A 17,413-nucleotide genomic window follows, 5' to 3' on the forward strand; every position below is an offset into this window, starting at 1 on the left:
CTCCTAAAGCTCAATGCTCATGCCGTCGTAGGCCACTTCGACGTGGCGACGAATCAGTTCGGCGCGCTCCGGGGAGTCTTCGTCGAGAATCGGGTTGGTGTTGTTGATGTGGATAAGCACCTTGCGCTGCTCCGGGAAGCCTTCCAGCACTTCGAGCATGCCGCCGGGGCCGTTCTGGGCGAGGTGGCCCATTTCCCGGCCGGTGCGGGTGCCCACGCCACGGCGCTGCATTTCGTCGTCGTCCCACATTGTGCCGTCGACCAGCAGGCAGTCGGCGTCGCGCATCTTTTCGGCCAGCGCTTCATCGACCTTGCCCAGCCCCGGCGCATAGAACAGCTTGCCGCCGGTGCGGGTGTCTTCGACCAGCAGGCCGATGTTATCGCCTGGGTGCGGGTCGAACCGGTGCGGCGAGTAGGGCGGTGCGGCGCTGCGCAGCGGGAACGGCGTGAAGCGCAGGTTGGGGCAGGCCGGAATCACGAAACTGCCTTGCAGCTCGATACGGTTCCAGCTCAGGCCGCCGTTCCAGTGTTTGAGCATTTCGAACAGCGGGAAGCCGGTGCTCAGGTCTTCATGGACCATGTCGGTACACCAGACCTGATGCGGGCAGCCCTCGCGCAAGCTGAGCAGGCCGGTGGTGTGGTCGATCTGGCTGTCCATCAGCACGATGGCGCTGATCCCGGTATCGCGTAATGCACGGCCCGGCTGCATGGGGGCGAAGCCTTGTAGTTGCGCGCGGATATCCGGAGACGCGTTGCACAGCACCCAGTTCACGCCATCGTCGGACAGTGCAATGGAAGACTGGGTGCGTGCTTGCGCCCGCAGGCTGCCATCGCGAAAACCTGCGCAATTGACGCAGTTGCAGTTCCACTGGGGGAATCCACCGCCAGCAGCGGAACCTAGAATCTGGATGTACATGTCAGCTCCCGGCACACAATCTGGAACAAAAAATAGCTCACAAGAATAAAAAACCATCACAACCATAAAAAAAGCCCCGGCGAACCGAGGCTTCACAGCGCACTGAAATCAACGGCTTGCGAAGTACATGGTGACTTCAAAACCGATACGCAAATCAGTGTAAGCAGGTTTAGTCCACGACATAAAAATCTCCTCGGATAAGTGCAGCGGTGGGTGACTACATCTTAGTGCATCGTTGAAGGCATACGTTCAGATGCTTAGGGAGCTATGTTACTCATTTTAACAATTCAGCAGGGCCAGAATCTGCATGAAAGACCGTTACCGTTCAGGTAAGGATAAGGCGCTGGCCGCAGGGCACGGGCGGTTGGCCACAATCAGCCAGCCGCCAGTGGCGTCGATCAACTGATCGCAGGCGGCCAGCAACGAGTGTGTATCCAGATTTGACAGAGCACTGCGCAGTGTTTGCGCATGATCGCCTTGATGCCCGGCAAGGCAGGCGTGCCACTGCAGGTCGGCGTGCTGCTGATCGGGCATGTTCATCGGGTCGAACTGTGCTGACAGCGCCTGGATCTGCTCGGGCAGATCAGCGCTGCGAACGAGATCCGGCAGTGCGACGAGGAAGGCTTCAATGTGCTGAAACAGTTGCTCGGTGGTACTGGTGGGCGACTGAACGCCAAACAGCAAGCCGGTCCGTCCGGCGATTTGCCTGATGCCGCTGAATACCGCGTAACCCAGCTGCAACTCGACCCGCAGCTTTTGGTAGAACGGTGTCTGTAGCAGGTGCGCCAGCATTCGCCACGCGGCCTGGTCTTCTGCAGATTCGCTGGGAGTGGGACAAAACACCAGCACCGCGTCTTCCGAAGAGGACGACTTCTCAGTCGCCCAGCGTTTACCGGGCTGAATGGCGGGCAGCGTCAACGGAGTTGTTTGTTGCGCTCCGGGTGTTGCGTCCAGTGCCGCGTTGATCAACGCCTGAGTTGCGGCGCAGAAGCCGTGGTTGAAGCTGATCCAGCGCGAGCTTGCCCAGTGGGTGTGCAGATCCTCGACCGTCTGCGTTCTCTCGGTGCTCAAATAGTGATCAGCAAGCCGCTTGAGCAACTGACGTATGGGAATCAACGCTGGCTCGGCCTCGTGCATAAGCGTTGCCGAAGATGGTTGGCGCAGCCGCCGCAAGCTGTAAGTGAGAATATCGGCCATGGGTGCTCGCAGACCGTTCAGTTGCAGTTGCCAGAACGGGCCATACGCGCTGAACGTGACGGTCACACCGGCTTGTCGGGCATCCTCGATCAAGTTTTTCAGGCTGGCATTGAGCGACTGCCAGAGCGCAGGTTGTGGTGATGACAGCTCCCAGCGCACACAAAGCGCTGCTTCAGCGCTGTCATCAGCGGTCGAACTCAAAAACGGATTGGGCGATGGCAGACGCCAGTCCACGTGTGCGTCGTCTGATTTATCTACAGCCGTTGGAGTGATCAGGCCGTCTGACGTGAGTTGTTCAAGCAAAACGCCGAGTGCCGTTGCGCCGTGTACGCTTAATTGTGCCGGCAGCGCATGGCAATGATGATGCGCCAGCGCCAAAGGCCCGCACAGGTGCAGACGCCGCTGTTGCAGACGCTGATATTCTTCGACCAGCGCAGGCCAACGGGGCTTGAAGAACTCAAGCCAGCTGAAGAGCAGGGTGCTTATGAGGCCAGCGTTCGCCAGGGCGCCTTTGCACTCGACATCCAGCAGTAGCTGCCCATCGAACTGATACAGCGACGAGGCCTTCAGCGATTCGGCCAGGCCCCTTTGGATCACTTCGGCGATCAGTCCGCCGGGCTGTGCGTTGTTCATCCAGTGACAGAGGAACGCTACCGCCTCGTCTGCCCGTTCCGGCAAACCTTCGCAGGCGAACAACAGATGTTTCTGGTCACCTGTTTGTCGAGGGCCAGTTGAGGGAGTGCCTGTTGATTGAGTGTGCAGCGGCGGAGGCTGCTGTTGTCTGAGCTTTTCTCCGCTGGTGAACAGCGCGCCGTGTTTCTTTGCCTGCATCTCCAGCTCAGCCAGGGATTGCGGCCCGGTCAGGCACAGGGTCATCTGTCCTGCTTGATAAAAACGGCTATGGAAGTCGTGCAATGCTCGCTGAAATGCCGGGTTGGGCACTGACAGGCTGTAGCGATTGCCTGCATGGAAACCGCGCAGCGGATGCTGTGGATTGATCGGCGCGAGCAAGCGCATGTGGTGCTGTGCTTCAACATCGCCCAGCCACGCGATGAACTCGGCGTGCAGCACTTCGCGTTCGCGCAATTGATCGGCAAGGGTCATGCGCGGCCGGGCGAGCATGTCGCACAGGCGCTCCAGCCCTTGGGCGAAGGCTGCTTGCGGCAGCTCGAAGAAAAAGTCGGTGGTGCGCTCTCGGGTGCTGGCATTCACCTGGCCGCCATGACGCTGCACGAACGTCATCAGGTTTTCTTTGGCCGGAAAACGCTCGGTGCCAAGGAAAAACAGATGCTCCAGAAAATGCGCCAGTCCGGGCCACGCCTGTGGCACGTCATGACTGCCCGCCGCGACCCGCAACGAGGCCGCGCTACGTTTGAGCCGCGAGTCGTGACACACAATCACACTCAGCCCGTTGGCCAGCGTGATGCGTCGGGTGTCAGCGGGTTGCGCGGCAGACATGAGTACGTCCGGAAAGGCTTGGGAATCTGAACGTCATGCTAGCGGATAAGCGGCCAGGTTCGCGAGCATCCCGCTCAAGCGCGCTGAAAAGCGGACGCAGAGCATCCAGAGCGGCAAGCCCACGCGGAGCATGGGCACGATGGGAACCGGTGGATTATCGTGCCGCCGCGCCGGAACGCATCTTGTGGCGCCCTGCGTCACCTCCATGCCGCGCTGTGCGTGCAGCGTCAGTTCTGGCTTTTGCTCAGTGACGCGTACAGCTCTGGCCGACGATCCAAAAAGTAGTCATTGGCGCTTCTGGCTTGCGCCAACAGTGCCTTGTCCAGCGTGCCGATCATCAGTGTCTCATCCTGGCCTGCCAGCGCCGGGCGGCTGCCGTCCGGGGCACAAAGGCTGCTGAGCCCGCAATAGTGAATCTCGCCCTCGCTGCCGCAGTAGTTGGCATACACCACGTAACAGTGATTCTCGAACGCCCGCGCCCGTACGGTGACGTCGCAGACAAAATCGTAGGGCACCATGTTCGCCGTCGGCACCAGAATCAGCTCGGCACCGGCCAAGGCCAGGCGGCGAGTGTTTTCGGGAAACTCGACGTCGTAACAAATCAGCAAGCCGAGTCGCCAGCCGTTCAGCTCGACTACCGGGAAATGATCCTCGCCTGCCGTGAACATTGACTTGTCCAACCCGCTAAACAGATGCGTCTTGCGGTAGTTGCACAGGCGTGTGCCCTGGCTGTCGATCAGTTGCACGGCGTTGTAGATCTGCTGATCGGCCCCGCGCTCCGGATAGCCGTACAGGACGGCAATGCCGTTGGCCTGGGCAATGGCGGCTATGCGAGTCGCCGCCGGGCCATCGTGCGCTTGTGCCAGTTCGCGGACTGCCTGCGCGCCGATGTTGTAGCCGGTCAGCAACATCTCCGGACAGATCAGCACCTGCACGCCTTGTGCGGCGGCTGCTATAGCCTGCTGTTCCAGTCGGGTCAGGTTGCCGCTTATATCCAGCGGCAAGGGTGGGCATTGATACAGCGCAACGCGCATCGGTTCTTCCTTCTGTCAGTCCGCCAGCGCAATCGGGCCGATTTCATGAAACACGTCGCCAGGGCCAGGGTTGTCAGCGTGGGTCTTGCCGCCGAAGTGATTCATGATGCCCCACACCGCGTTCAGTGAGGTCTGCACCGCACCTTCAACCCATGCCGGCGTCCACGATACATCGTCACCGGCAATGAACAGGCCGCGCTGTTCGCTGGGCATGTCCTGCTGCATGAAGTGCGCGTACATGCGCTGGTTATAACGGTAATGACCCGGCAATGCACCCTTGAATGCGCCGAGGAAGTGCGGGTCGGCTTCCCACGATACGGTAATCGGATCGCCGATGATGCGCGCTGCGATGTCCACTTTCGGGTAGATCTTCTTCAACGCATCCAGCGCCAGCTTCACGCGCTTTTCGACAGGCTGCGGCAGCATTTTCAGCGCGTCGCTCATCCACGAGTAGGACAGGCAAATCACCCCCGGCTTGTCGTCGCCGTTATCGAACAGATACGTGCCACGCGTCAGGCGGTCGGTGAGGGTCATGCTCATCAGATCGCGACCGGTTTCCGGGTCTTTGTCTTTCCAGAACGGACGGTCGACCATCACAAAGGTTTTTGATGACTGCATGTAACGTGTGCGGTCCAGCGCCATCCACATCTTCTGCGAGAACAGCGATTCCTCGCATTCGATCTGGGTGGTCAGCAGCCAGCTCTGACAAGTGGTCAGCACCGCCGCGTATTGCCGCGTGTCGCCCCAGTTATCGGTGACGCTGAAGTTGCCGTCCTCGGCCCGCGCAATACGCTTGACGCCGGTACGCGGTGCGCCGCGATGCAACGATGACAGGCTGGTGCCCTTGGGCCAGTGTGCGCAACGTTCCGGCACATGGTTCCACAGCCCAACCGGTACTTGCTGCACGCCGCCGACGATCAGATGTTGGTGTTCGTCGCAGTTGGTCATGACCACGCGGAAAATTTCCAGCATCGAATTGGGGAAGTCCGAATCCCAGCCACCCGTGCCGAAACCGACCTGGCCGAACACTTCGCGGTGGTAGAACGATAGCTTGGCGAAGGCGTCGGAGGTGGCGACGAAGTCATAGAACGTGCGGTCGTCCCACAGCGGCACCAGCCTGTTCCAAAGCTCCTTGAGGCGCGGCACATCGCGATCGCGGATCGCTTGCTGGATGTCGGCGAATTGCGAACCGCTCTCCAGTGCATCGGCCCAGGCGTCAGCGACTTCCTGAAACAGCGCAGGCAGGTCCGAGAGCATCTGGGCGTAATACGTGGTGCCTTCCAGATCGATAACAGTGCTACCGGACGCCGCCGTCAGCGGGTTGGGAAACGGCCTGGATTCCAGGCCCAGCTTGTCGACGTAATGGAAGAATGCGGTCGAGGACACGGGAAAACGCATACCGCCCAGTTCGGCGACGATGCCCTTGGCGCCTTCGAATTCTTGCGAGCGCAGACGGCCGCCCATTTTCGAGGCTTCGTATACGACCGGCTTGAGGCCCATCTTCATCAGTTCGTAAGCGGCCACCAGCCCGGCGATACCGGCGCCGACGATCGCTACTTCCGCGCCATGATGCTCCGCCGGAATACTGCCCAGACCTTTCGGATGCTCGATCCAGTCATCAAAGGCAAAGGGGAAATCCGGGCCGAACAGGGTGATCGGCTTTTTGCCGTTGGCGGGGTGACGGTTGGTTTTCATGACTGACCTTGAGGGGCAACGGCGAAAAACAACAGTCTAGAGAATGGCGCGCGTGTTAATAAGACGCAAAGTGTCGTCACTATGATGATTATTTGTGCGAAGTGACGATGCGGCGCTGCTATTTGTAGGGTTCGGCATTATTGCGTAGGCAGTCAGACCGGCTGCCCGCGATCAATCTTGCTGCTCAGGATAATCGACGTGGTGGTTTTCTCGACGCCATCCACGCTACCAATCAGGTCGAGCAGCTCATCCAGTTGTTCCGGGGATTCAGTACGCAGCCAGGCCACGTAATCGAACTCGCCACTGACCGCACACAATTGCTGAACCTGGGCCAGCGCACTCAGCCGGCGCAGCACTTCCTTGCCCGAACGGGGCTGCACGGTAATGCCGACATACGCTTGTAATCCGCCATCGACCACCCGCTGGCCAAGGCGCACGCCGTAGCCGGTAATCACCTTGCTGCTTTCCAACCGTGCCAGCCGCGAGGTGACGGTGGTGCGCGCGATGCCCAGTTGGCGAGCCAGCATGGCAACGCTTTCGCGTGCATTGATTTGCAAGGCGGCGATCAGTTTGCGATCAATTTCATCCAGTGCGGGTGGACGTGTGTCAGGCACAGGCATTCCCTTAAAACTTCCAGCGTTTGGCTGTCTTGGCAAGACGCGCCTGCAACCCGTCCAGGTTGTGCGCCAACTGTTGGGTCATCAAGTGGTAGCCCATCAACTCGGCAGGGATGACCGGTTGCACCGCCGGCGTTTCGGTAGCTTCCGTGGTGCGTGCCAGACGCTCGGTCGCACCGGTTTGCAGGGCACGGGCCATGCCGATCAGTTGGCGGCGAATCTGTCGGTAATCACCGTCCAGCGATGCCTGCAACGACTCGTCGGCTATCTGATTCAGGTTCGCGGGGCGAATGTTGGCGAGAATTTCCAGGGTGCTGAGGCACATTCGGAAATGCCCCTGAATGGCGTCCAGCTCGACCATGGACATCTTCACTTCCTTGGACACTGATGGCAGCAACGAGCGCAATTGCAGCATGGTCGCGTTGAGCCTTGCGGTGAGCTTCAAATGCTCATCGGCCGTAACCGGCTGGCCTTGCACGATGCGCCCATAAACCTTGGCGCAGTCACGCAGGCCGCTGGCCAGGTTGTAGCGCCAGGAAAACACAGCGTACAGCGGCAACGCGAACGAGAACGCCAGCGCCAACGCGATACCGATCAGGATGTCCACGGTGCGCCACAGCCCGTCGCTGATCGGGTTGTAACCGTGCCCGGCCACGATAAACAGGGTGATTGCCGACAGCAGCGCGGTATACCCGCCCTTGCCAATGGCGTGATAAGCGAAGAAGCCGCATAGGACCGACATCATCGCGTAGGTCAGCAGCGGCATTTCCAGATAGCCCTGCTGCACCACCACAATCAGGCCCAGCCCGGCCCCGATCAGCGTGCCGTAGGCCCGCTCGACCGATTTCTTGCCAATGTTGCCGTGGTGCTGCAAGCCGCCGATCACGATCAGCATGGTGACCGACGCCCACTCGCCATGCGGCAGGTTGAGGCCCGTGGTCAACAGGATGGTCACCAGCAGCCCGATTGCAATCCGCGCCGCATGGATCAGCCGCGCATGCCGGTAACGGCGATACGGGTCCAGCAAAGGACGCAGAACAGGGCGAAGCCAGGAGGGTATTAAAGCAGAGCGCGAATTCGTCATGCGTAAAGAGACCGCGAGGGTAGGGAAGAAATCCCTGATTGGATGATGGTATTTGTCAGTAAGCCACATCTGACAGGAGATGAGTGGAGATTGTTGCCGATCAGCACGAGTACTGTCGCCTGACTTATCGGGCAGCAATGGCACTCCTCCGATGGCTAAGGGGAGTTTAATAGCTGTTTAAGGTGCCTTTATATGATTTCTTATGCGATATAAGGTTTAATATCGTGACCTATTATCTCCACGTTTCTGATTGCGAATGTGCTACTTTGTGGGTCCACGCGTTTGCTCGCCGGTGGCTGCTGATGAAGGCTTTTTTCCCCGTTCAATGCACTGACACGCTTTTGCGGATTGCCCTGCTGGTGAAGCAAGCCAGGTTGCAACAAGGCCTCCGCCAGATTGACCTCGCTGAGCGGCTGGGTATTTCGCTGCGCACGTTTCGCCGTATCGAAGCCGGCAGCGCAGACGGCGTATCGCTACGCGACTTTATGTTGGTGGTCTGGGCCCTGGGTGTGTCGGAGCGTCTGTTTCAAGGGCTCAGGGAAGATGCATCGTTCAGTGTCGAACAGCTTGAGGCCGCTGAGCGTAAGCGGGTTCGTCTGCCCAGGAACAAGCCGGAGGACTTCTGATGGCTCAGGCTTACATCTACATGGAATGCCCTGTCAGTGGACAGACGCTTACGCTGGGCAAACTGACAATTCTGGCCGGGGTCGGAACGTTTCAGTATTCGCCTGACGCCGTACAGGAAAATATCTGGGTGCCGGATCCGTTCAGGTATCCATTGTCCACGCGTTCTTATTCTGTAACCAAAAATGGCGGCGTGCCCGGCTTCATTGATGACGCCATGCCCGATGGCTGGGGAGAGCGGTTGTTGCACCGCGTCGAAAGGGGCCCATTGGATTCCATTCAACTGCTGCTCAAATCCCCCAACGGCGACAGAGCGGGCAATATCATGGCTGGCGTCGCGCGCGAGCCGCAGCCCGGACTGGGTCAGACGCCTCCTAAAGCGTTGCACGCCAAAGGTCTTGATCAGTTCATCGACGCCTGCGAAGCAATCTATGACAGCCAGCTCAGTGTTGATCAACTGGACGCCCTGAAGGTCAGGGATCAACGATCTTCAGCGGGTGGCGCTCGTCCAAAGCGTACCTATCTGGGGGACAAAAAACTGATTCTGGCCAAGCCCAGGGATACATTCGATCACTATGATCTGCCCTCTGTGGAACATGCCTGCATGACGTTCGCAGGGCTTAAAGGGCTCCAGGCAGCCAACACCTCCCTGTACCATGGCGAAAGAATCAATACGCTTCTGGTCGAGCGCTTCGACCGGACGTTTGATGAGCAGACCGGCCGCTTCAGACGGCTGCCGATGCTCAGTGGGCTGACTCTTCTGGATGCCGAGTGGAAAGCGCGTAGCCATCCTGATTGGCAATACGCAGCGCTCGCTGATGAGCTCTATCGTCGTGGTGCCCCGGATCAGGACCGGCGAGAGTTGTATCGGCGCATGGCTTACAACGTGCTGGTCGGCAACGCCGATGACCATCCCCGCAACCACGCGGTTATCTGGAAAGACGGCACCTGGCGGCTTTCGCCCATGTACGACGTATTGCCGATACTGGACGAAGGGCCTGCTCAGGCACTCGCCATGTCCGTTGGCATCGAAGGGCCACGTCTCAATCGAGGCAACCTGTTGAGCCAATACAGTCACTTTGGGCTGAGCAGGTCAGAGGCCGAAGTCGCGCTGGATGAGATAGCGGGTTGGGAAACGGAATTGCATGACTACTACAGCCAATTCCTTGCTGGAGCAGAACTGGATGCTGCGGTCACTGCGACCAGCGGGACATGCTTGAAGCGTTAGTACTCATCCTCGACGCTTGAGGTTCCGCACATGCTCACGTTGGGTGGCTCGGTTGGGTGGTCGTCGACTGGCTTGCAGTTCGTTCACAAGGGCATCTACCTGCGCTTCATTGAAAACCGGCTGCTGGAATGAGCGGATATAGCGAATGAAGCCTGCTCCATGCGTCACGTTCACGGGCATTGGCGTCTTGAACGTGCTGTCTCCCATAAAACTTATCACCGAGTGCAGGCAGGCCATGTCTGCGCCGAGTGTGGCTTCCAGTGCCTTGAGGTGTTTGTAGTTCTGCCGTAACGGGTTCTGGAACCTGAATGTCTGTCGGTAGATTTTTTGCGTCCATTGCGCCTGCTGCTCGCTACCAAAAATCCAGCCACGCATGTTCTTGGTTTCCAGTACAAAGATGCCGAAGGGGGAGATGAACACATGGTCGATCTGCGTTGTGCCGTCTGCCGTGTCCAGGGTGACATTGTGCAGGCGGCGATAGACGGCCTTATCCAGTTTCCAGTGAGCAAGCAGGCGCACCCACAGCTCGCCGATATGACCTTTGGCCCATGATGATTTGAGTAGCGAGAGCACCAGCAAGGTGGGAAACAACCACATCATGATATTGATGGCCGGGGCGAAGATGGCGCTGTAGTTCATGGGATTCCTTTCCATGGCTTTCGAGTAGGTCTGACAGGTTTTCGGCGTCGTGCCGGAATTCGTTACAACGCAGGCCAAATGATTTGATAGCGCGTGCTGCGCCCGCCGCCCGGAAGGCGCGCCAGGCAGTTTTTGGCAAGCAGGTCACTGAGATGGCGGGTAGCTGTTGCTTTTGAAACCTTTGCCACGGCCTGATACTGCGCGGCACTTATTCCTTCTTCAAAACCGCGCTCGCCACCGTCAAGCAGGCGATTGAGCGCTTTGACCTGTTCGGCTGACAGGTCGTCGCCGCTGTGCAGCTGCCAGAAACGTGTCTTGGCCAGTACTCGTTCGATACGAGCCAGGGCATGCTCAATGCTGCGCAGCACTGTGCGCAGGAACCACTCCAGCCACTCGGTGACATCGGGCGTGCTTTTTTGGCTGGCTTCCAGGACCCGATAGTATCCGGCCCGATCTTCAAGGATGCTGGCTGACATCGCATACAGCTGAATGGCCTGCTGATCGCCTTGAGCCAATGCGAGGTCAGTCAGTGCTCGAGTCAGGCGACCATTACCGTCGTCGAACGGATGCAGCGTCACGAACCAGAAATGTGCAATGCCAGCGCGTATGAACGGGTCAAGGCGCTCATCATTCTGGCTGTTGGCGAACCAATCGAGAAAGTCATTCAACTGTCGCACAAGTACAGCGCGCGGTGGCGCTTCGAAATGCACCGTGGGTCGATCAAGTCTGCCCGAGACCACCTGCATAGGCTCCTCGCCACGCAATTGCCCCACCTGAATGCGGGCGGATACGAAACCTTCCTCCACCGGGAACAGCCAGCGATGCCAGTCATACAAGCGCTGCAGGTCGAGCGGCTGAGCATGCCTGCGCGTGGCATCCAGCATCAGTTCGGCCAGTCCTTCACTGCGAGGGCCGGTTTTGCCGTTATCTACAAGGCCCAGACGACGGGCCAACGAAGACCTGACAGAACCTATATTCAATTGCTCGCCTTCAATCGCGGACGACGTGACAATGTTTTGCAACAGGGTGTCCAGCGCTTCCCGCGCCTCGGCGTCTCCGCCCACTGTGCTGCTCATGCCCAGCAGACGTCCTTGCGCCTTGGTACATTCTCGCAACAGCGCTGCGAGACGTTCGCCATCCCAGCTGAAATGGGGCCAGTCTGGTTGTTGCCAGATCCAGAGATGTTCGGGCATTGGAGGTACCTGTGCGGTGAGCCGAATAAGAGGGCTAATCGGCTCATTAGATGAGCCGATTGTGCGAGCTATTCGGCTCATCGTCCAGCTGTGGCTGTGCGCTTCACGTCGCAGGCTGTTCAAAGGCATCGACTTCGGGCTTCGTACATTATTCACGCTAGCCGCAATGATCAGGAGAAAACGGTGATCGCATATGACCTGCGCCTGTCGAAAGACAGCGATCTACAAGAGTTGATGCGTATCTCGGCGCAGGCCCGGGATCGCTACAAGACAATTCCCTCACTGGCTCACGTTGCCGACCTTCCTCCGTTGAGCGCAGACCGATTCCAGGCCTGTCGGGTGGTTGTCGCTGTCGACCGGAACAGTCATGAAATCATCGGCTTCGCAGCTACGCGACTTCTCGATGGTTTGTTGTACCTGGATACCGTCTGCGTTGATCCCCGCGCTTCGGGCAATGGCATCGGGAAGGCTCTGCTGTCATACGTTGTAGCGTATGCGCGTGACATTCCAGTTCAGGCAGTGAGCCTGACGACTTTTCGTGAACCGCTGTGGAACGGGCCGTGGTTCAGGAAGCAGGGCTTCGGTCCCATGTCGGACGCTCGAATTGGCGAAGGGCTGAGGAGGGTCATGGACCGTCAATCGCTGACATTCATCCCTGCAACGCGTGAGACATTGTGGCGCCTGCTTTGACGCGCGCGTAATCGCCTCAGCCCTCTCTCGAATTCGACCGCCGTTGCTCTGCACCCTCGCCTGCCGGGACGGTGAGCGTATGCCTTGCTGGCAATCCGCTATCTTCGATTCGTTGTTCAACCTGTGTACAGCCAGCCTTTGCCATATTCGATTTGCCAGCCTGTTCTTTTGCCTCGGTGAGAGCTGCAGCGCTCCAGCCAAAATGTATCAAAACAGACACATTACGGACACGTAACCACTATAAAAAAGCATGCGACTCGCTGATGGACCGGCTCTGAACGCATAACCGGAAACTCTCAGGCCTCTCCTTTCAGACGAGCTAATACCTGCTGCCATGAATAACCTGAACCTGTCCCAGCCTCGCCAGAACGAATCACTGCCGGATGTTATTTACGGTCCGATTCAACCCGAACTGCTACGCGAAGAAGTGCTGGCCGATCTGCTGGAGGCCAGCGCACGACGTGATCCTCAACAGGTGGCATTGATCTTCGGCGAGCACCAGGTCAGTTATGGGGAGTTGGACCGACAGGCCGACAAGGTGGCGTCTGTGCTGATCAACGCGGGCGTGCGGCCCGGGCAGATAGTCGGCCTGTGGCTGCCGCGTGGCATCGACCTGCTGGTCATGCAGGCTGCTATCGCCAAGACCGGCGCGGCCTGGCTGCCGGTGGATCAGGACACACCGGTAGAGCGTCTGCAAATCTGCCTGGAGGATGCCAGCGCGGTAGGCGTGGTGTGCTGTGACGCGCTAAGGCCGATGCTGGCAGATACCGGCCTGACGGTGTGGACGGCCGAGGTGCTGCAAAGCCAGACCGAGGCAGTTGCGGTTCGCCGCAGCAGCGTGTCGCCGGATCATCCCGCTTACGTGATCTACACCTCGGGTTCGACCGGCAAGCCCAAGGGCATTGTGATTTCCCAGCGCAGCATCTGTCACTTTCTGCGCAGTGAAAACGCCGTACTGGGGATACGAGCCAGTGACCGGGTTTACCAGGGGTTCTCGGTATCGTTCGACATGTCGTTCGAAGAAATCTGGATTGCCTATCTGGTCGGCGCAACGTTGTGGATCGGTCCGAAAGAAACCAGCGGCGACCCGGAAACTCTGCCACGCCTGCTGAATGAGCAGCGCATCAGCGTGTTGCACGCCGTGCCAACCTTGCTGGCGCTGTTCAGCGAAGACGTGCCAAGCCTGCGCCTGATCAATCTGGGCGGTGAAATGTGCCCCGATTCTCTGGTCGAACGCTGGGCCACGCCAAACAGGCAGATGTTCAACACCTACGGGCCTACCGAAGCCACCGTATCGGCAAGCCTGGCGCGTCTGTCGCGTGGTCGCCCGGTGTCGATTGGTACACCGTTACCCAATTACGGGCTGTTGGTCATCGCCAATGACCCTGCGGTCGGAAGCACCCTGGCGCCCAGCCTGCTGCCGCGTGGCGAAGTCGGCGAGCTGTGCATCATCGGCCCCGGCCTGGCTGAGGGGTATCTTGGCCGGCCGGACCTGACCCAGGAAAAATTCCTGCCGAATCCATGGTCCACCGGTTATCACGATGCGCGCCTGTATCGAACCGGCGACCTTGCCCGGATCGACGATGAAGGCCAGGTGCAGTGCCTCGGGCGTGCCGACGATCAGGTAAAAATTCGTGGTTTTCGCGTCGAGCTGGGCGAGATTGAATCGCTGTTGGCGCAACAGCCTGGCGTGGGCACTGTTGCCGTCCTGTTGCGCAACGAGGGGGGCGTTGATCAACTGATTGCTTACCTTGTGAGCGACACATCAACGCCTTCCGCATTCACGAGCCAGTTGCGCAAAACCCTTCAGGCACAGTTGCCGCCGTACATGGTGCCGGGACACTTCGAACTGCTCGAGAGCATGCCGCGCCTCACGTCCGGCAAAATCGACCGTAAAACGCTCAAGGCTCGTCCGTTGACGGTTGATGCCAAGGCCGCCAGCGCAGAGTCCGATGTGGCGCAAACCGAAGGTGAGATCGCACTGTTTGCCGCGCTGAGCACTCTGTTCCCCGGCATGCCGATTCGCCGCGATGCGGACTTTTTCACCGATCTGGGTGGGCATTCCTTTTTTGCTGCGCGTCTGGCCTCGGCGCTGCGTGCCAACCCGCGCTTCGCTCAAGTCACGGTGCGCGACATTTACCAGCATCGGCGTATCGGTGCGATTGCCGAAGTGCTGGATCAGGCGCCGCAAGAGATGGACGCTCCAGTGGACTGGACGCCTCCTTCAGCCTGGCGTCGCTGGCGCTGCGGCGTTGCCCAGGCGCTGGCATTGCCGGTCATGATCAGCCTGCGCATGACCCAATGGCTCGCACCGTTCTTTACCTATCACTTGCTCACCGGCTCGCCCGGCGACTCTGTCGTGTTGGCGACGCTGGCGTCGATCCTGGTATTCCTGATTACAACTGTTCTGCAGTTTTTCATTGCACTGGCGGCCAAGTGGCTGATCGTCGGCCGCCTGAAGCCTGGGATCTATCCGCTGTGGGGCGTTACCTACTTTCGCTGGTGGGCCGCTGACCGCATGGTCGAGTCGGCGCCGACTTACCTGCTGAGCGGTTCTTCACTCTATCCCCTGTGGCTGCGCGCACTGGGCGCTAAGATCGGGCAGGACGTAATTATCGGCGGGGCTGCAGTACGGGCTCATGACCTGCTGGAAATCGGCGACGGGGTCAGCGTAGGCAACGGCGTCAGTTTCGAAAACGCTCGCGTCGAACGCGGCCAGTTGCATTTGGGGCGTATCGCCTTGCAGGACAATGCCTGTGTCGGCTCTTACGTGATCATGGAAGGCAATACTGCCGTAGGCCCGTGGGGACATCTGGAAGCCCAGTCGGCCATGGCCGACGGTCGGGAGGTTCCGGCTGGGCGCATCTGGCAGGGCTCGCCAGCGCGAGATGCCGGCGCGTTCGATACGCTCAGTCAACCTGCACGGCCCGTGACCAGCCCTGCGCGTTTGCGAGCAGAAAAGCTGTTCTTCGTCTTCGGCGTTCTGCTGGTCGCGACGCTGTTCTTCATCCCGGTCTTCCCGACCTTTTTCCTGATCGACTGGTTCGACACGCAGCATGTCTTGCCATGGTTCGAGGGCAGCGGGCCACTGGGACAACTGGCGCGCTATTTCCTGCTCGCGTTTCCGGCCAGTGCGGTGCTGATTGTTGCGACTGTCCTCGCGTCTGCGGCATTGCGCTGGATCGTCTTCCCACGGCTCAAACCGGGACGTTATGAGGTACACAGCAATACCTACTGCGCCAAGTGGCTGATCAGCCAGATCCAGGAAGCGAGCCTCAACGTGCTGTCCGGCATCTACGCCACGGTGTATTCGCCCTTCTGGTATCGGCTGCTGGGCGCAAAAGTAGGGCGCGACGCCGAGATTTCCAGCGCACAGGGCGTCATCCCGGACATGCTGACCCTGGGCGATGAAACCTTTATCGCCGACGCCGTCATGCTGGGCGACGAGCGTATAGATGGCGGCTGGATGACCATGCAGCCGACCGTTATCGCCCATCGCAGTTTTGTCGGTAATGGCAGTTACATCCCGGACGGCACCGTGCTGCCGGAAAACGTCCTGATCGGCGTTCATTCCTGCACACCCCACAACGACAAACTGGCCGATGGCGATACCTGGCTGGGCTCACCACCGATCCACCTGCCTGCCCGCGAGCAGGCGAGTGGCGCTCCCGAATCGCTGACGTTCAAGCCTTCCCGGCTGCGCCGCCTGGCTCGAGGCCTTGTCGAAGGCGTGCGCATCGTCACCCCGCACGCGGTGGTAATCGCCGTTGGCTACACGGTGATGCTTGACCTGATGCCTCTCGCCGACGACGAGCGCTGGGGTGCCGTGATGGCCTACCTCGCCGTCATCGGCATGGCGTACAGCGTGGGTAACTTTCTGCTGATCGCGGCCCTGAAATGGCTGGTGATGGGACGCTATCGCAAACGCGCTGACCCGATGTGGACGCCCTTCGTATGGTTTTCGGAGGGCATCACCAGCCTCTATGAAGGCATGGCCGCGCCGAACTTCATGCGCTACCTGCGCGGCACGCCGTGGTTGCCACTCGCGTTCAATGTGCTCGGTTGCAGGATTGGTCGCGGGGTTTACATGGACACGACCGACATCACTGAATTCGACTGCGTCAGCATCGGCGCAGACAGCGAACTGAATGCCGGCGCCTGCCCGCAGACCCATCTGTTCGAAGACCGAGTCATGAAAATCGACCACGTCAGCATCGGCGAACGCGTGTACATGGGGCCACGCAGCGCCGTGCTCTATAGCGCCGTCGTCGGCAACGATGCGCACCTTGGCGCACTGACCCTGGTGATGAAGGGCGAGCACATCCCTGCCGGCAGCCGCTGGGCCGGCTGCCCCGCGTCACCTGACAGGGCATGAAGCGCGGGGCGAACTGGGCATTCGATGAAGATGGCCGGCTTGCCCCGCCAAAGCCTTTCCCTCGTCAGGGTGTATTGCTGGTCAGCTGCGTCATCAGGCCGGGCTGCGCAAGAGAGGAAGCCAGAAAGCTCATTCGGACTTGCGTGCGTACCGCCGTAGAGCAGTGGCTCGAATTGCCATCGGGCGCGATCACGTTCATCAGCGTCCCAGGTGTCGCACCGCGACTGCTTATAGATGGGCTGCCGGAGCCTGGGTTTTCCATCAGCCACGAGGCTGGATTCTCTTTGGCTGCCGTCAATCTTCAAGGCGCAGTGGGCGTGGACTTGATGCAGGTTCAGGCTGTGCCGGACTGGCATGCTGTCGCGCTGGATTATCTGGGGGCTGATGTTGCAAGTTTGCTGTCATGCATGCCCGAGTTGATTCGCCCGACTGCGTTCGCCAAGGCATGGTGCAGGCGCGAAGCGTTTTTGAAGTTGCATGGATCGGCGCTTGAGGAATGGACGACAGTGGGAGGGTTGCAGGGTGTGGGGGTTGAGGTTGAATTGAGGGAGGGGGTGGTAGGTGTGGTGGCGTTGAGTCAGTTTTGATGGAACACATGAATCAGGCTGAGCGGCGTACGGCACCTTGATTGATTTCGTCGCTCAGGCGGTGCTCTCGGCTAGTA

At 59.5% G+C, this 17,413-nt stretch carries 13 protein-coding genes and 1 pseudogene; 5 read left to right on the forward strand and 9 right to left on the reverse strand.

Features of this window, described 5'->3' with window-relative positions:
• Nucleotides 1–3 precede the first annotated feature (3 nt).
• The 7 genes from pqqB to N018_RS02445 form a co-directional block, all read right to left on the reverse strand.
• A complete protein-coding gene (gene pqqB / locus N018_RS02420) occupies nt 4–915 on the reverse strand; it encodes a pyrroloquinoline quinone biosynthesis protein PqqB (RefSeq protein WP_025388761.1) in 912 nt (303 codons plus the stop codon).
• A gap of 108 nt (nt 916–1,023) precedes the next feature.
• Nucleotides 1,024–1,098 (reverse strand): pyrroloquinoline quinone precursor peptide PqqA, encoded by a 75-nt coding sequence (gene pqqA / locus N018_RS25995; protein ID WP_003422658.1) that lies wholly within the window; start codon nt 1,096–1,098, stop codon nt 1,024–1,026.
• Nucleotides 1,099–1,233: 135 nt separating this feature from the next.
• Nucleotides 1,234–3,570 (reverse strand): pyrroloquinoline quinone biosynthesis protein PqqF, encoded by a 2,337-nt coding sequence (pqqF, locus tag N018_RS02425; RefSeq protein WP_025388762.1) that lies wholly within the window; start codon nt 3,568–3,570, stop codon nt 1,234–1,236.
• A gap of 227 nt (nt 3,571–3,797) precedes the next feature.
• Nucleotides 3,798–4,604: a carbon-nitrogen hydrolase family protein gene (locus N018_RS02430; protein WP_025388763.1), complete on the reverse strand. Its 807-nt coding sequence runs from the start codon at nt 4,602–4,604 to the stop codon at nt 3,798–3,800.
• Between the two features lie 15 nt (nt 4,605–4,619).
• Nucleotides 4,620–6,299 (reverse strand): flavin monoamine oxidase family protein, encoded by a 1,680-nt coding sequence (locus N018_RS02435; protein ID WP_024644693.1) that lies wholly within the window; start codon nt 6,297–6,299, stop codon nt 4,620–4,622.
• Between the two features lie 152 nt (nt 6,300–6,451).
• Entirely contained in the window at nt 6,452–6,913 is a 462-nt protein-coding gene (locus N018_RS02440; RefSeq protein WP_024644694.1) for an Lrp/AsnC family transcriptional regulator, read from the reverse strand.
• Between the two features lie 10 nt (nt 6,914–6,923).
• Complete coding sequence (locus tag N018_RS02445; protein WP_024644695.1) at nt 6,924–8,000, reverse strand: FUSC family protein; 1,077 nt, start codon at nt 7,998–8,000, stop codon at nt 6,924–6,926.
• Nucleotides 8,001–8,302: 302 nt separating this feature from the next.
• Between N018_RS02445 and N018_RS02450 the strand changes: the two genes are divergently transcribed.
• Nucleotides 8,303–8,626, forward strand: a complete 324-nt coding sequence (locus N018_RS02450; RefSeq protein ID WP_024644696.1) for a helix-turn-helix domain-containing protein — start codon at nt 8,303–8,305, stop codon at nt 8,624–8,626.
• Nucleotides 8,626–9,852 (forward strand): type II toxin-antitoxin system HipA family toxin, encoded by a 1,227-nt coding sequence (locus tag N018_RS02455; protein ID WP_025388764.1) that lies wholly within the window; start codon nt 8,626–8,628, stop codon nt 9,850–9,852. Before N018_RS02450 ends, N018_RS02455 begins: the two co-directional genes overlap by 1 nt.
• Before the next feature lie 3 nt (nt 9,853–9,855).
• Here the strand turns inward: N018_RS02455 and N018_RS02460 are convergent, their stop codons facing one another.
• Both N018_RS02460 and N018_RS02465 read right to left on the reverse strand, forming a co-directional pair.
• Nucleotides 9,856–10,491 carry a nuclease-related domain-containing protein gene (locus N018_RS02460; RefSeq protein ID WP_025388765.1) on the reverse strand — a complete coding sequence of 212 codons (636 nt, stop codon included), beginning with the start codon at nt 10,489–10,491 and terminating at the stop codon, nt 9,856–9,858.
• Nucleotides 10,492–10,553: 62 nt separating this feature from the next.
• Nucleotides 10,554–11,684, reverse strand: coding sequence for a Fic family protein (locus N018_RS02465; RefSeq protein WP_025388766.1), 1,131 nt, complete (start codon nt 11,682–11,684; stop codon nt 10,554–10,556).
• Nucleotides 11,685–11,870: 186 nt separating this feature from the next.
• Here N018_RS02465 and N018_RS02470 point away from each other — a divergent pair, with 186 nt between their 5' ends.
• The 3 genes and pseudogenes from N018_RS02470 to N018_RS02480 all read left to right on the forward strand — a co-directional run bounded on the left by N018_RS02470 (nt 11,871) and on the right by N018_RS02480 (nt 17,377).
• Nucleotides 11,871–12,374 (forward strand): GNAT family N-acetyltransferase, encoded by a 504-nt coding sequence (locus N018_RS02470; protein ID WP_025388767.1) that lies wholly within the window; start codon nt 11,871–11,873, stop codon nt 12,372–12,374.
• Between the two features lie 334 nt (nt 12,375–12,708).
• Complete coding sequence (locus N018_RS02475) at nt 12,709–16,749, forward strand: Pls/PosA family non-ribosomal peptide synthetase (RefSeq protein ID WP_025388768.1); 4,041 nt, start codon at nt 12,709–12,711, stop codon at nt 16,747–16,749.
• Nucleotides 16,746–17,377: pseudogene (locus N018_RS02480) on the forward strand (4'-phosphopantetheinyl transferase family protein). The gene N018_RS02475 and the pseudogene N018_RS02480 overlap by 4 nt, the downstream one beginning before the upstream one ends.
• Nucleotides 17,378–17,413 lie beyond the last annotated feature (36 nt).

The organism is Pseudomonas syringae CC1557 (genome assembly GCF_000452705.1).
Lineage (GTDB): Bacteria > Pseudomonadota > Gammaproteobacteria > Pseudomonadales > Pseudomonadaceae > Aquipseudomonas > Aquipseudomonas syringae_F.

What these genes read in the sequence shown, in the direction of transcription:
- pqqB (WP_025388761.1), bottom strand. Translation starts at nt 915, where the DNA reads ATGTACATCCAGATTCTAGGTTCCGCTGCTGGCGGTGGATTCCCCCAG.
- pqqF (WP_025388762.1), bottom strand. Translation starts at nt 3,570, where the DNA reads ATGTCTGCCGCGCAACCCGCTGACACCCGACGCATCACGCTGGCCAAC.
- N018_RS02430 (WP_025388763.1), bottom strand. Translation starts at nt 4,604, where the DNA reads ATGCGCGTTGCGCTGTATCAATGCCCACCCTTGCCGCTGGATATAAGC.
- N018_RS02435 (WP_024644693.1), bottom strand. Translation starts at nt 6,299, where the DNA reads ATGAAAACCAACCGTCACCCCGCCAACGGCAAAAAGCCGATCACCCTG.
- N018_RS02445 (WP_024644695.1), bottom strand. Translation starts at nt 8,000, where the DNA reads ATGACGAATTCGCGCTCTGCTTTAATACCCTCCTGGCTTCGCCCTGTT.
- N018_RS02450 (WP_024644696.1), top strand. Translation starts at nt 8,303, where the DNA reads ATGAAGGCTTTTTTCCCCGTTCAATGCACTGACACGCTTTTGCGGATT.
- N018_RS02455 (WP_025388764.1), top strand. Translation starts at nt 8,626, where the DNA reads ATGGCTCAGGCTTACATCTACATGGAATGCCCTGTCAGTGGACAGACG.
- N018_RS02460 (WP_025388765.1), bottom strand. Translation starts at nt 10,491, where the DNA reads ATGAACTACAGCGCCATCTTCGCCCCGGCCATCAATATCATGATGTGG.
- N018_RS02465 (WP_025388766.1), bottom strand. Translation starts at nt 11,684, where the DNA reads ATGCCCGAACATCTCTGGATCTGGCAACAACCAGACTGGCCCCATTTC.
- N018_RS02475 (WP_025388768.1), top strand. Translation starts at nt 12,709, where the DNA reads ATGAATAACCTGAACCTGTCCCAGCCTCGCCAGAACGAATCACTGCCG.